We start from the raw sequence: 14,159 nt of genomic DNA, 5'->3' as shown, positions 1-14,159 counted from the left end.
TATTTAATTTCACCAAATATCTAATGATTAAGCGATCGCAATTAAGTAAAATCAACCCCTATGTGTCTATGTTGACTTTAATACAGAGTTTTAGCTTGAACCCAACCGTATTGAGTTATATCTAAACAAGGGATTGTTTGAACTTTGCCAATGCTGTTAGAATGCATCGATGTCAAAAAAGCAACATTTCTTAAACAAAAAACCCGGTTGGTCTTTGGATGAGCGAGATCCAAAGTTCATAGAATCTCTGATGCCCCTATTTGGGTTTTTGTATCACTACTATTTCCGAGTTCAAACTAGTGGCTGGGAGAATATTCCACCCCAGCAAAAAGTCTTATTTGTTGGTTCGCACAATGGGGGACTCGCGGCACCCGACATGGCAATGATGATGTACGACTGGTTCCGAAGATTTGGTGTAGAGAAACCCATTTATGGTTTGATGCATCCCAAGGCTTGGCAGGTTAGCACGTCACTAGCGCAACTGGTAGCTAAGGCTGGAGCAATCATCGCCCATCCGAAAATGGCTTACACTGCCTTGCGCTCTGGAGCGAGTGTGCTAGTTTATCCCGGTGGAGCCGAAGATGTCTTCCGGCCGCATTATTTACGTAACAAAATCTACCTTGCGGGGCGACAAGGATTTATCAAGTTAGCGTTACGGGAAAATGTGCCGATTGTGCCTGTGATTTCCTGGGGCGCTCACGATACACTCATTGTCATCGCTGACTGCTACAAAGTTGTGCAGCAACTCCACGAGTGGGGGATGCCTTGGCTATTAGGTATCGATCCAGAAGTTTTTCCAATCTATCTTGGACTGCCTTGGGGATTAGCAATTGGGCCATTACCCAATATTCCATTGCCAGTGCCCATGTATACGCGGGTTTGTCCGCCAATTGTATTTGAACGCTACGGCCGTGAAGCAGCTAGCGATCGCTACTATGTCTATGAATGTTATGAATTAGTTGTTAGTCAGATGCAGCAAGAGTTAGATAACTTAATAAAGCTAACGGCTAAGACCAATTCTCTTTAAATAGTTATGAGTTAGAAGTTTTGAATCTTTAATTTATCACTCCTAACTCCTAACTCCTAACTGTTTTCTTAGCCGCCACTGACTGGTGGAATCAACACAACCTCATCCCCATCTTGTAGTAGGGTATCTGGTTCGACAAATATCAAATTAATGCCAAAACGGGTTATATCGCGCCACTGTGAGAGTTCAGGGTGTTCCGCTATGAGGCGATCGCATACTGCTTTGACTGGCATACTATTAGGAAATTCCAGTACTAGTTCCGAAACCCTAAAGGCTTCTTGATAAGCAGCGAACAATTTGACGGTAACGGTGATTACAGATTTAGACATAAAACATACTTTGGCGGTACGAGCAAGTGTTTTAATAGTTGCCAATAATGTAAACAAATGTTCAACATAACTTATGTATGTTTTGCTTCCCCGCCCTTTGTGAAACAAATCTAAGTATACGCTGTTAGGACTTGCTCTAAGCGTACTCCTACGGAGAAGCAAGCTACGCAATAGCATCTCTAAAAGTTGCCATGCCTTGGCGTACTTCTGCAAGTGTCGTAGACAAGCCTCTCGTAACCTTTGTGGAAGGAAGCTACGCGTAGCTTCTCCTTTTGGGAAAAGAGAAAGCTTTACGCTGCGCTATTGTCAATCTAAAATTGCAAATCTAAAATCTTAAATTGTTTGACTATTCAGCATTGAGGATTTTTGGTACTTTAAAAAATTCGCCTTCCTGTTCAGGCGCACTGTTGAGAATACTTTCTCGGTCGGGATAGGGTTGTAATTCATCCTCTCGTGTGATGTTACTGACATCAATTGCGCGTGTTGTTGGCAGCACATTACTGACATCAAGTTCATTCAATTGTTCGATATAGTCCAGAATACTTCCCAACTGGGTAGTAAATTGTTTCTCTTCTTCTGGAGTCAATTCTAAACGAGCAAGATTAGCTACTTTGTGAACTTGTTCTTGGTCAATCATAAATTGTCATTTGTCACTTGTACTGAGCGTAGTCGTTGGCGTAGCCTCTCGTAGAGAAGTATTGGTCATTGGTCATTGGTCATTAGTCCTTAGTCCTTAGCAAATGACAAAGAACTAATGACTAATGACTAAAAGAATACGTCAATTTGCGATCGCCCAGTGGTTTTCAGCCAGTTTTGAGCTTCGACATAGTTATTAGGGGCCATGCGAATAGCTCGAATCCAATAATCTGCTGCTTGGTCAAAAAGTGCTTCGCCAGCCTCGTTATCTCCAGCTTCTTTTTCTTTTTCGCCTTGATAGTGATAAATCACCGCGATGTTGTTCAAGGCTTGGGGCATACGTGGGTTCAACTCAATTGCCTTATGATACAGTTCTAAAGCTTTGTCGTGGTCGCCATTGCTGGCATAGATTAGCCCCATATTGTAGAAAATATAGCCGCGATCGTTGGTATCTTCCTCTAGTGTTAGAGCTTCTTCATAGTATTCCAATGCCTCAGCATATTCCCCTTCCGCTTGGGCCGACATACCATCTCGATAATAAACAAACGCTTCTTTAGCTTTTTTGTTGGTTGGCAGGATCTTCAGAATGATATCTGCCATCACAGTAAAGGATTTGTCAATAAAATTATCGTTTTTTTGTGTTCTTGGCATATTTCTCTCTGGGTATTGGGCATTGGGCATTGGGCATTGGGCATTGGGCGGGAAAACACTTTCTTTATCCTTTTGTCTCCCTTGTCCCCTCATCTCCCCAATCCCCTAGTTCACTCAATAGTTAATTTAACTGATTTGCGGGGGCATTCTTCTCGCTGAGGGGTACGATACATTCTGAACTATTATGTCGAGAGTTGTTTACCAAGGTGCTAACTGGATATGCAGTCATTGCTGGCGCTGGATATGGACGCAATAGCTGCTGTAGGGTTTCGGCTGTTTGCACTTGGGAATCTAGCCATAAATCGTAATCTTGTGGTTCCAGAATCACTGGCATCCGCTCGTGGATAGGTTGGAGTAATTCGTTAGCTGCCGTTGTCAAAATTGTACAAGAGATTATTTCTTCGTTAGCAGGCGATCGCCATTTCTCCCACAAACCTGCAAAACCGAAAGGTTGCCCATCTTGAAGACGAAAATAAAATGGCTGCTTCTTACCTTGTTGGCGTTGCCACTCATAAAAGCCATCAGCTAGCACTAAACAGCGTCTGTGCTTAAAAGCTGAACGAAAAGCAGGTTTTTCGGCAACAGTTTCTGCCCTAGCATTAATCAGCTTTGCTCCCATTCCTGCATCTTTCGCCCATGACGGAATTAATCCCCAATGCAACTGCTTAAATTCCCGCTTTTCGCTTTCGGGATTTTGTAACACTGTCGCCACCATTTGCGTAGGCGCAATGTTATATTCCGCTGCCAAATCTGGAACTGACTCGACATGGAAAACTTCAGACAATCCTGCTGCCGAATGGTTTAGAGTAAATCTTCCACACATAGTTTTCTTTTCGACCATTAACTAAATTAAACATCTCAATCTAGAAATAAATAATATTTTTTTTATTTTCTCGAATAATTTTCTGTAGTACGTTCAGATACTAAATACAAAAAAAATATCCGGTTTTGGGAAAATCTTTTGGTAAAATATTCTATTTTGAACCTTCACTTCTCAACACATTCCTAACTGTATTTTAACATGGAACTACTGCATCTGTACGATTTTTTACCTTCTGGCCATGGTTATAAGATACGTCTTTTATTGACACAACTAGGTATGCCTTTTGAGAGGATAGAGCTTAACATCTTGCAAGGCGAGACTCGAACACCAGAATTTTTAAGTAAAAATCCTAACGGTAAGATACCTGTTTTGGAAATCGAGCCAGGGAAATATTTGGCAGAATCAAATGCCATATTGGTTTATCTAAGTGAAGGTACAGAGTTTTTACCTTATGACCGCTTTTTACGAGCGCAGGTGCTGCAATGGTTATGTTTTGAACAATATAGCCATGAGCCTTTTATTGCTACATCAAGATTTTGGATTTCTATTTTAGGTAAAACTGAACAATATAGTGAAGCTATCAAACAAAAACGCGAACCAGGCTATGCAGCACTTAGCTTGATGGATAAACACTTAACTTCTCAAGATTTTTTTGTAGGAGAGCGTTACACGATTGCTGATATCGCTTTGTTTGCTTACACTCATGTAGCTGATGAAGGTGGGTTTGATTTAACACAATATCCTGCTATCCAAGCTTGGATAGAAAGAGTCAAAACTCAACCAAGGTATATCAGTATTACACAGGCATAAAAATTAGATTTTGCAAGTTTCTGCCTTTCGTTTCTTGTCTCTAGTAGAGAATGTACTGGGTGGAATGTAGCTCACGTTCAGAAGGCAGCAAAGTTTTCACAAAAGATATTATTAAGCAGCAGTTAGGTATTCGTATCAATTTCCATCAGCTTTTGCCGAGAGGAGAAACCTGACTTAATTCTGATATGAGACTTAGGTACATCAAATTTATCTGCTAGTAGTTTAATTAACTCTTCATTAGCCTTCCCATCAACTGGGGGCGATTTTAAATAAACAGTCAGACTGCCATCAGATTGTTCTTGAATTCTTTGCTGTTTTGAATTAGGTTTAACCTTGACTGTTTTTTGCATGACCAATTCCGTGTAATTGTCGTAGCCACAACCAACCTAAAACAGAACCCAATACATAATGAGGAAAATCCCACCAAACAAAGGTCGTACCAAGTAACAATTTACCTATCAAGGTTGCGCGAATTTGCTCTAATAGTGGCGGATGCCAAAGTTGCAAGAATTCTAGTATACAGGTGATGACAAAAACCCATATAGGAATTTGGATTACCGCTGCTCGACTTCTGAAAAACCAAAATACGAACAGACACCAAAATATTTCGTAAAATACAGCTGCTCCGTAATCATTAAACCAGTGATGGGCAGGCCCATTATAATACTTAAACAAAAATCCCATCGGTACAACGATGAGTACAGAAATAAGAATAAATATTGTTTGGTTACGGTATCGAAGCATTTTCTATAGACTATGCAAGATTTTAGCAACGGAACGACTATAAGTCTCGGTTGGGTATTAGGGAAGACAATATAAGTAAAATTTGGTTAGGGTCTGAATCGCCATTCAAATTTTTAATAGTCTCCAATTTACGCACTCTGGTTTGGCTTCATTCCCCTTTCAATCCTACATGAACTATTGCTCCAAATACAGAGTTGGGATGTATTGATCTATAAGGAAGCAATATATAACTAAATATTCATATTTATTATTCCACAGCATAGATAAATGTTATTTTGTAATTAAACATAATAGTTTTTTAACAAAAAAATGATATTTAAACCTAACTTCATGAGAAACACCATCAAGCTAAAAAGCTGGTAACATCAACATTGACCAAACAAATCAGTAGATTTTAAAAAATATTTTAATTTCAGGTTTTAAAACATATATCAATTTATTATAAATTGGATTTATTAAGGATTTTTAAGATTTGATAAAAAAGTTCGTTTAAGTTTAACCTTATACTTCATGATAATTAAAAATTACAGCATAGGTTCAAAAAGTTGGCGGAAAACCCAAAAACTTGACCTAATTACTTAATATTTTGCGTAATCAATTAATGGGTTTTCAGAAAATAAATTATCTGATTTTGTAGAGTAAGCGTTTCGCTTGCAACAAAGGGCTGGCTTTTTGTATCAGCCCACAGTAAGTAGTTGGATATTTTTTCTTGAGAAGTTCCTAACTAAATAGTATAGTTAATGTTTTTTAACATGAGATTATGCAAATTACAAGTAATCTACATTGAACCGATCAATAGTTCTTGGATTGATGCTGAACTTAGATATTTAGTGAGAAATTTAGGAGAGATAATATGGTTTTCGGTACTACAAATCCTGACACGATAAATGGGAGTTTAGGAAATGACACCATAGTTGGTTGGGCTAGTGGTGGTAACGCCAATAGTGCCTCTGGTAACGATATCTTGAATGGCTTGGCTGGTAACGATTCTCTCGCAGGTGGCACGGCGAACGACAGTCTCAGTGGTGGAGATGGCAATGATACACTTGATGGGGGCACAGGAAACGACACTTTAAAAGGTGGTGCAGGCAGTGACACCTTTAAAAGCAGTCAGGGTAACGACAACATTGATGGTGGAGATGGCATTGATACCGCAGACTACACTCAACTAGGTCAAACTATTACCTTATCAGGTGTCGGAACTATTCAAAAAGCTGGAGGATTGGGAAAAGACCTACTCTTTAAAGTCGAAAAGGTTATTGCTAATCCTAAGGTTGCCAACAATACCATAGATGCATCCCAATCTTTGCCTGGGGTATCTATCACCGCTAACCTGCAAACCCAAAGTTTAGCTGCCAATAACGTTCCTGGTTTGGGAACATTGTCATTTACCGCAGTCAACTTTGATAATGTCATCGGCACAAATGCAAATGACATCATTGTTGGCGATAACCAAAATAACCTATTATCCGGTAATAATGGCAATGATACACTGAATGGGGGTGTAGGAAATGATACTTTAAAAGGTGGTGCAGGCAGCGATACCTTTAAAGGCAGTCAGGGTAATGACAACATTGATGGTGGAGATGGCATTGATACCGCAGACTACACTCAACTAGGTCAAACCATTACCTTGTCAGGTGTTGGAACTATTCAAAAAGCTGGAGGATTGGGAAAAGACCTACTCTTTAAAGTCGAAAAGGTTATTGCTAATGCTAATGTTGCCAACAACACCATCGATGCATCCCAATCTTTAGCTGGGGTATCTATCGCCGTTAACCTGCAAAGCCGAAGTTTGACTGCTAATAACGTTCCTGGTTTGGGAACATTGTCATTTACCGCAGTCAACTTTGATAATGTCATCGGCACAAATGAAAATGACAACATTGTTGGCGATAACCAAAATAATCAATTATCCGGTAATAATGGCGATGACACACTGAATGGGGGTGTAGGAAATGATACTTTAAAAGGTGGTGCAGGTGACGATAGTTACTTTGTTGACACTACTCTTGATATCATTACAGAGGCTGCGAATTCAGGCATAGATACCGTCCGGTCTTCTGTAAGCTACACATTAGGAGCCAATCTGGAGAACCTGAGACTGAGAGAAGGTGGCAACCTTACCGGGATAGGTAACAGTCTTAACAACTTTCTTTTTGGTAATACTTCTAATAACACTCTAAATGCAAGAGCAGGCGATGATACGCTAGACGGTAGTAATGGCGACGATCTTCTCAATGGTGAGGACGGCAATGATAGCCTACAAGGCGGGCCTGGCAATGATATCCTCAACGGGGGATCTGGAAATGATATCCTCATCGGTACTTTTCCTGGTAGTCCGCTTCCACCTGGATTAGGGGAAATTGATAACTTGACTGGCGGGGCTGGGGCAGATAGATTTATCCTGGGGGACGCTGAAAATGTTTTCTACGACGATAACAACACTACGAATCCTGGTTTTGGCGACTTGGCTTTTATTACTGACTTCAACTCTAGCCAAGACCGAATTGAACTCAACGGATTTTCACAGGATTACCGCTTGCAAGTTGTTGGAAACAACACACGAATATTCTTAGACAAACTGGGAGCAGAGCAAGGTGAGATCATCGGTATTGTGCAAGGGGTAGTGGGTCTCACACTTGATAGTGACAATTTCACTTTTCTATGAGCGGAAAAATACTGGATAAAGTACAAACAATACATTCGCCAGTCCTGAAGGGTTAGGTTGCTTATCATCAGCTCAAACAATTAATCTTTCAGCCCAGATTGCCACAGTTCAACTAGGGGCTGGATTTCGACTTTTTTAAATTTTCTTTAGCAAATCCAGGAACTGTCACTATTAAGACAGTGACATCGGGAGATACAGTTCTCGGACTGTTTGACGATACTGGGATTGAGAATTTACTGCAAACGAACGACGATAGCGGCGGTAGCAATTCGTCATTAATTACCAGTTCCCTGAGTGCAGGTACGTACTACATTTTAGTGAGTAAATAGCTTTCTTGCCTGAAGATAGGGGAACTTTCTCTAGTAGCAGTTTTAATCCTGATTTTTCTTATACACTAGGAGTCAGTTTTGCATAAAAACGTTGTCAACTTAAGAAAGTACTAATATCACAAGGCAGATTCAAGGATACTTTTCCTCGTGGCTAGGGGAACACGGCTGCGTGTTCTCCTTTATCCGACATGAAACTATTTACAAGCTAGTACTTATCTTTGGGGGAAACACATCTTAATTCTTTCTAATTGATTAGCGTTCTAAAATTATCTTGATAATTGCAATTTTGGGTAAATGAGAATCAAAACTAATCACCTAGACAAATTGAATCGTCAATAGTTTCAATAAAACCGATGAAATCCCTCAAAAGTCCCTCATCCAGCTTTTCTAATTCCCAAGCACCAGAACAAACTCCTCAATTGGCCCATAGACCATTTGGTGGCCAAACTCAAAAAGCTTCATTTTCTACGCCCGTGACACAAACGGACGTAGAAAATGAAGCTTTTGCAGAAGAAAAGATGGAAGTAACTGGATTGGAATTACAAGCCAAGCATCGGACGATTACGCCAGAGGGACAAGAACGGCTGACTGTATTGCAAGCCAAGATGGATCGATCTTTGAATTCTCGACTGGAAAAAGCAACTCGATTTGGTCATAACTTTGCCAATATTCCAGCCAGAAGACCAGATACACCAACACTAATTCAGGCAAAACTGACGATTGGGGAGCCTGGAGATCGTTACGAGCAAGAAGCTGACCAAACAGCACGTCAGGTGATGCAAAGAATTCATCAGCCACGGAGTGAGCAACTTCAGCGAAAAGAATTACCTGATGATGAAGATGAATTGCAAATGAAACCAGAGGTCAGTATTCAGCGCGAGGAACTGCTAGAGGAAGAAGAAGTACAAATGAAATCTTGGGGAGAAACTTCCTCGCTGCAACGGGAGAAACTACCAGAGGAAGAAGAATTGCAAATGAAGTCGCTTAGTACTTCATCCCAGACAGTTGCTGAGGTAAAATCCCCAAACAAACCGCTTGGACATGACATTAGTCGAATATCACTGCGGCGTCCACAAACAAAATTGACAGTTAATCAGCCTGGAGACATTTATGAGCAGGAGGCTGATAGCGTCGCCAATCTGGTGATGCAGAGGATGAGCGTAGGTCGGGAGGCATTATCAGAGGAAGAAGACCAATTACAAATGAAATCCCTAGCGGGTTCCATTACGCCTTTGGTGCAGTGTCAGGGTGAAGGAAGGACAGGCGCAACATCTGAGCTAGAAACTTCTATCCAACAAGCACGTGGCAATGGGCAGCCGCTGGCAGATGAGATCAAGCAGCCAATGGAGCAAGCATTTGGGGCTGATTTTGGTGGTGTCCGGGTTCATACTGATGCTCAATCTAATAAGTTAAATGAATCTATACAAGCTCGTGCTTTCACCACAGGACAAGATGTGTTCTTCCGTCAAGGCGAATACTCTCCTGGAAGTAATGCAGGCAAAGAATTACTGGCTCATGAGTTGACGCACGTTGTCCAGCAGAATGGCAGTGCAGTGCAGCCGAAATCTCTTCATGTAGCACCAAAAGAAAATAAACTTCAGACAAAAGTGCCGACAACTTCTGCGGGGCATGGGCTAGTTATCCAACTGCGGGAGAATTTCCAAAAACCAACTGACGAAGATAACCAAAAAAATTTAGAATCCAAAACTGATACGGAAAACGGCGAACAACAAAATCAGGCTACGACAGAAAAACACCAAGCTATCCCCACACCCCCAGATGAGGGTGGGAACGCGGCAACAGATCCACCTTCGACAAAAAAGGTTGGTGCAGTAGTAACTCAGAAACAGGTTGAGGTTGGGGGGAATCAACCAAAAGAGCCTGAGTCAAAAGATACCAAAGTTAATACAGAAAAGGTCGATTCTCAACAGCAAGCTCAAAGCAAAGGAGCAGATGTAGGTAAAGGAGCCGCAGATTTATCTGGAGGAAACGCAGGGAAAGCGATCGCCGGATTACCAGGAGCAAATGTAGCCAGTACAACAGTAAAATTACCTGATGCAGCAGCTGATGGTGAAAAAGCTCCAACTTCCCCTGAAGATGACCCAGCATTTCAAGCGGTAGTCGGCACAACAAAAGAGGTTGCAGGACTTGAGAAAAAACACCCACCGGCTAATAACAAAGCCCAAGAAGCCCAAGCGGCAGCCCAACCCCCAGGTAATGAAGTAGACAGCAAAGCGCAAGCCAATCAAGTTGGGGAGATGCAACAAGCCCCAACACCAGGATTTGACGCTGCCGCCTTCAAAGCCAAATTGATGGAGCGCATTGCTGATATGGCTCCCAAGAACTTGGAAGAGGCGGACAACTTTAAAAATAACAACAAACTGGATTCTGTGAAAGGCGATTTGAGTGGCCAGGTTAAAGAAGAACAGAAAAGCTCTCAGGGTCAGTTAGAAGAGAAAACCAAAGAAAAACCCGATGCCAGTGGGATTGAGGCTAAACAAGTAACACCGCTGCCCAAGAATGAGCCAGGGACAGCGCCAACAGGCGTTGATGCAGATAAAGCTGCACCCAAATCTAAAGGACAAGCTGAAGTTGAGGCACCACTGCAAGATGACAGTAAAAAACTTGACCAGCAGATGAAAGAGGCGGATATTACCGAGGAGCAATTGGCAAACTCCAATGAACCGGAGTTTCAAGGGGCACTCGCAGCCAAGAAAGATGCTCAAACCAATGCACAAGAAGCACCGCCACAATATCGCCAAAAAGAGCAAGGCATATTAGCAACCGCTCAAGCTACGGCAGAAGCTACAGCCCAGCAGCATTTGCAAGCAATGCACGGTATCCGTACCCAAAACCTGGGTCAGGTAACAGAACAGCAAGTGGGAGCCAAGGGCAAGGATGAGCAAGCACGGGCAAAAGTTGCTGGTGATATTAATAAGATTTATGACAAGACCAAAGGCAAAGTTGAGAAAACCCTCAGCGAACTAGATGGGCAAGTTATACAAGCCTTTGATGCTGGTGCTGCTGACGCCAAAAAAGCCTTCGAGGATTACGTTGGCAAGCGGATGGACGACTATAAAAGCGATCGCTACAGTGGCTTTTGGGGGCCAGCAAAATGGCTGGGAGACAAATTGTTTGGTATGCCCTCAGAGGTGAACGCTTTCTATCAAGAGGGACGGCAGCTTTACATTAATCAGATGGATAGTGTCATTAACAAAGTTGTCGCCATTATCAGTAAAGGACTGACCCAAGCTAAAGCAGAAATTGCCAGTGGTAAGCAGGAGATTCAGAATTATGTTAACCAACTGCCGCAAGAGTTGAAAGGAGTCGGTCAACAAGCAGCCGCAGACATTGACAGCAAATTTGAAGAATTGCAACAAAGTGTTGACGATAAGCAAGACGAGCTAATTGACACCCTAGCCCAGAAATATCAGGAGAATTTGGAAGCTGTTGATGCCCGCATTGAAGAGATGAAGGCAGCAAATAAAGGTTTTATTCAAAAAGCTTTCGACTTCATCGTGGGAGTCATTAAGACGATAATTGAACTGACCAAAATGCTTTTGCAAGTGCTAGCGCGAGTTGCTGGCGTCGTTGGGCAAATCCTCAAAGACCCGATTGGTTTCTTGACTAATTTGATCCAGGCGGTGAAACAAGGCTTCCTCAACTTCATGAATAATATCGGGAAGCACCTCCAGCAAGGATTAATCGGCTGGCTGACTGGCACAATGGCAGAAACTGGTATTGAAATGCCAGAAAACTTCGACCTCAAAGGGATCTTTAGCCTAGCAATGCAGCTTTTAGGCTTCACTTATGAAGCAATTCGCGCCCAAGCTGTGAAACGATTGGGTGAAGAAAAGGTCAGCCGATTGGAACAAACTGTTGATGTATTTCAAGTCTTAGCCAGTGAAGGAGTGGCTGGGATGTGGCAGTTTGTCCAAGAGAAGATGGGCGACCTCAACGCTTTGGTAATCGAACCCATCAAGAATTTTATTATTGAAAAAGTGATTACAGCCGGGATTGAGTGGATTCTCAGCCTGTTGACGCCAGCTTCAGCATTCATCAAAGCTGCTAAGGCGATTTATGAGATTGTCAAATTCTTTATTGAACGCGCCCAGCAGATTGCCGATTTAATTAATGCGATACTGGATGCCATTGGTGCGATCGCTAGTGGTGCGATCGATCAAGCAATCAAGGGTGTTGAAAATGCCCTTGCTAAATCTTTACCAGTCGTCATCAGCTTCCTAGCAAGTCTTTTGGGCTTAGATGGAATTGCCGGCAAGATTCAGGCAATATTCCAAAAACTGCGGAAACCGATGGAAAAAGCAGTTGATTGGGTAATTGATAAAGGTGCAAAGGCGTTTAAGAAAGTTGGTAACAAGGTTAAGAATAGCAAGTTTGGTAAGAAGGCTGGAGAACTGAAAGATTCGGCGAAGGAGAAATATAAAGCAGGTAAGCGGTGGGTTGAGGATAAGAAGGAAACTGCACAAAATTGGTTTGAAGAGAAAAAGGAAGCTGCTTTAAGTGGAAAAGACCAGAGGACGCAAGAACAGAAATCAGCCGATTTAAAAGCTGCACTGAAGGAAGCAGAAAGGATTGGCGATAATGATGAATTGTCCTTAAAGGAAGTGAATAACCGCATCAAAACCATCAAGAAGAACTACCGGATGCAATATCTCAAGCTGGTTGTTGATAAACAGACAAAAGATGGAGATATGATTCACTTTGAAGGAAAAATTAATCCTGACGGCAAATCAGACCAGGTTGAACATAAGAGCAATAAAGAAGATGAAGGCAGATTTGATAAACTGCTGTATGAGTCTTTGAAGCAAGTTTCCAACACCCATTATAAAGGTTATTCTAAAGTCGATATCCGCAGCGGTAAAGCGCGACAATCATCGGAATTAATAGATCCTCGCGGTGCTTCTACTACAGAAAATCCCACAACTGAGACACCACGGAGAGATCGTGAATTACTTGAACGTTCAATATCTAACCAAAACGAGAAAACAGGAAAATTATCGGGTGTAAAAGATCCTCGTGGTGCTGCTATGGAAAATCCAACGGCTGAGACACCACGGAGAGATCGTGAATTACTAGAACGTTCCAGAGCTGATAGAGAAACGACAATAAAGCGAGAAGGTAATAAAATTCATCAAGAATTGGCTAAAGCGCAGATAGTTTATTCTGTAGCCAGTCAAGCAGAATTTTATCCGAATAATACTTTTAAAGTTGGTGGGGGAGATTTCTTTGTCTGCCAGGTGAATAATTACTACATAGTACCTACAGATAAAGCAGATAAAGTATACGACTACTATTTGAAATCTGCTAGCGGTGACACCTACAAACAAACAAGATCGTTATTACAAAAGAGACTTAAAGACTTACAAGAAGAAAAATCAAAAGCCGAGAGAGCAATCAGCGCAATTCAAGAAAATGACAAAATTGCTGACAAGCATAAAGCCGAAAAAATCCAAAATAAGGAACAATTAATTCAGCGTATTCAACAAGATTACACTGCCATAGAGAGTGCGGGAGACCCCAACATCATGCTGAATATCTGTAAAGAACAAATCCAAAATAAGAAGATTACAGGTTTCAACTTGAGCATCAAGGCAAAAGTTGGAGTTCCCCGAGAACTGACAAGTAAGTATGACTATGGAAGTAATGCTGTATCAGTTAAACAAGCTAAAGAGTTCTATAAGAATTTTCCCAATAGTATCACAGGTGCATCAAATCAGGAAACAGTATTTGTAGCATCAGTTGTTGCAGAACCATCACGGCATTCTGTGGCACATATTACCAATATGCTATTACTTGACGAGAGAAGTGAAGGCTTTAAAGATGAAAATGAAACTGTCTTCCAACATTTTTCAATGTCTCAAGCCGAGAGCGATCCTAATCCTAGTGATATTAAAACTGAGGAACTTGACTCTAGGCTAAATCATGAAGGTAAGAGAGAAATTGTTACTAGTAGAGATTTATCAGCAGTGAAAGAGAAAAATCCAAAATTATACCAAGATTTACGCAAGATTTTTGAAGATCATAAAGCTGAAAAAGATGAAAGTATTGTTGTCAAATTTAGTGACGCTATCATTAAATACCTGGAATTGCCTAACAACAGTTGATTATGAATAAAATA

At 41.5% G+C, this 14,159-nt stretch carries 11 protein-coding genes; 5 read left to right on the top strand and 6 right to left on the bottom strand.

Going from position 1 to position 14,159, the window contains the following annotated elements; genetic code table 11:
* The first annotated feature begins 169 nt into the window (after positions 1-169).
* On the top strand, positions 170-1,027 hold the full coding sequence (locus V7K53_RS09240; protein ID WP_335197228.1) for a lysophospholipid acyltransferase family protein: 858 nt from the start codon (positions 170-172) through the stop codon (positions 1,025-1,027).
* 68 nt (positions 1,028-1,095) lie between these two features.
* Here V7K53_RS09240 and V7K53_RS09235 read toward each other — a convergent pair whose 3' ends face one another.
* The 4 genes from V7K53_RS09235 to V7K53_RS09220 form a co-directional block, all read right to left on the bottom strand.
* Complete coding sequence (locus V7K53_RS09235; RefSeq protein ID WP_099103963.1) at positions 1,096-1,356, bottom strand: MoaD/ThiS family protein; 261 nt, start codon at positions 1,354-1,356, stop codon at positions 1,096-1,098.
* Positions 1,357-1,702: 346 nt separating this feature from the next.
* A complete protein-coding gene (gene gatC / locus V7K53_RS09230; protein WP_289797570.1) occupies positions 1,703-1,993 on the bottom strand; it encodes an Asp-tRNA(Asn)/Glu-tRNA(Gln) amidotransferase subunit GatC in 291 nt (96 codons plus the stop codon).
* Between the two features lie 128 nt (positions 1,994-2,121).
* The gene (locus V7K53_RS09225; protein ID WP_335197227.1) at positions 2,122-2,643 is read right to left on the bottom strand and encodes a photosystem I assembly protein Ycf3; all 522 of its coding nucleotides are present in this window, start codon (positions 2,641-2,643) and stop codon (positions 2,122-2,124) included.
* A 121-nt stretch (positions 2,644-2,764) separates the two neighbouring features.
* A complete protein-coding gene (locus V7K53_RS09220; RefSeq protein ID WP_335197226.1) occupies positions 2,765-3,466 on the bottom strand; it encodes an SOS response-associated peptidase in 702 nt (233 codons plus the stop codon).
* 198 nt (positions 3,467-3,664) lie between these two features.
* Between V7K53_RS09220 and V7K53_RS09215 the strand changes: the two genes are divergently transcribed.
* Positions 3,665-4,276: a glutathione S-transferase family protein gene (locus V7K53_RS09215; protein ID WP_335197225.1), complete on the top strand. Its 612-nt coding sequence runs from the start codon at positions 3,665-3,667 to the stop codon at positions 4,274-4,276.
* A gap of 122 nt (positions 4,277-4,398) precedes the next feature.
* Here V7K53_RS09215 and V7K53_RS09210 read toward each other — a convergent pair whose 3' ends face one another.
* Positions 4,399-4,626, bottom strand: coding sequence for a DUF167 domain-containing protein (locus tag V7K53_RS09210; RefSeq protein WP_335197224.1), 228 nt, complete (start codon positions 4,624-4,626; stop codon positions 4,399-4,401).
* Positions 4,604-5,020: a ribosomal maturation YjgA family protein gene (locus V7K53_RS09205; protein ID WP_335197223.1), complete on the bottom strand. Its 417-nt coding sequence runs from the start codon at positions 5,018-5,020 to the stop codon at positions 4,604-4,606. The genes V7K53_RS09210 and V7K53_RS09205 overlap by 23 nt, the downstream gene beginning before the upstream one ends.
* An 853-nt stretch (positions 5,021-5,873) precedes the next feature.
* Here V7K53_RS09205 and V7K53_RS09200 point away from each other — a divergent pair.
* From V7K53_RS09200 to V7K53_RS09195, 3 genes are all read left to right on the top strand, one after another.
* Positions 5,874-7,691, top strand: a complete 1,818-nt coding sequence (locus V7K53_RS09200; RefSeq protein ID WP_335197222.1) for a calcium-binding protein — start codon at positions 5,874-5,876, stop codon at positions 7,689-7,691.
* A gap of 179 nt (positions 7,692-7,870) precedes the next feature.
* Positions 7,871-8,020, top strand: a complete 150-nt coding sequence (locus tag V7K53_RS34020; protein WP_442940475.1) for a DVUA0089 family protein — start codon at positions 7,871-7,873, stop codon at positions 8,018-8,020.
* Positions 8,021-8,373: 353 nt separating this feature from the next.
* A complete protein-coding gene (locus V7K53_RS09195) occupies positions 8,374-14,145 on the top strand; it encodes an eCIS core domain-containing protein (protein ID WP_335197221.1) in 5,772 nt (1,923 codons plus the stop codon).
* The last annotated feature ends 14 nt before the right edge of the window (positions 14,146-14,159 follow it).

This window comes from Nostoc sp. (assembly GCF_036917355.1).
Lineage (GTDB): Bacteria > Cyanobacteriota > Cyanobacteriia > Cyanobacteriales > Nostocaceae > Nostoc.
The sequence above is the reverse complement of the archived record's forward strand: the minus strand, read 5'-3'. Positions and strand labels throughout refer to the sequence as shown.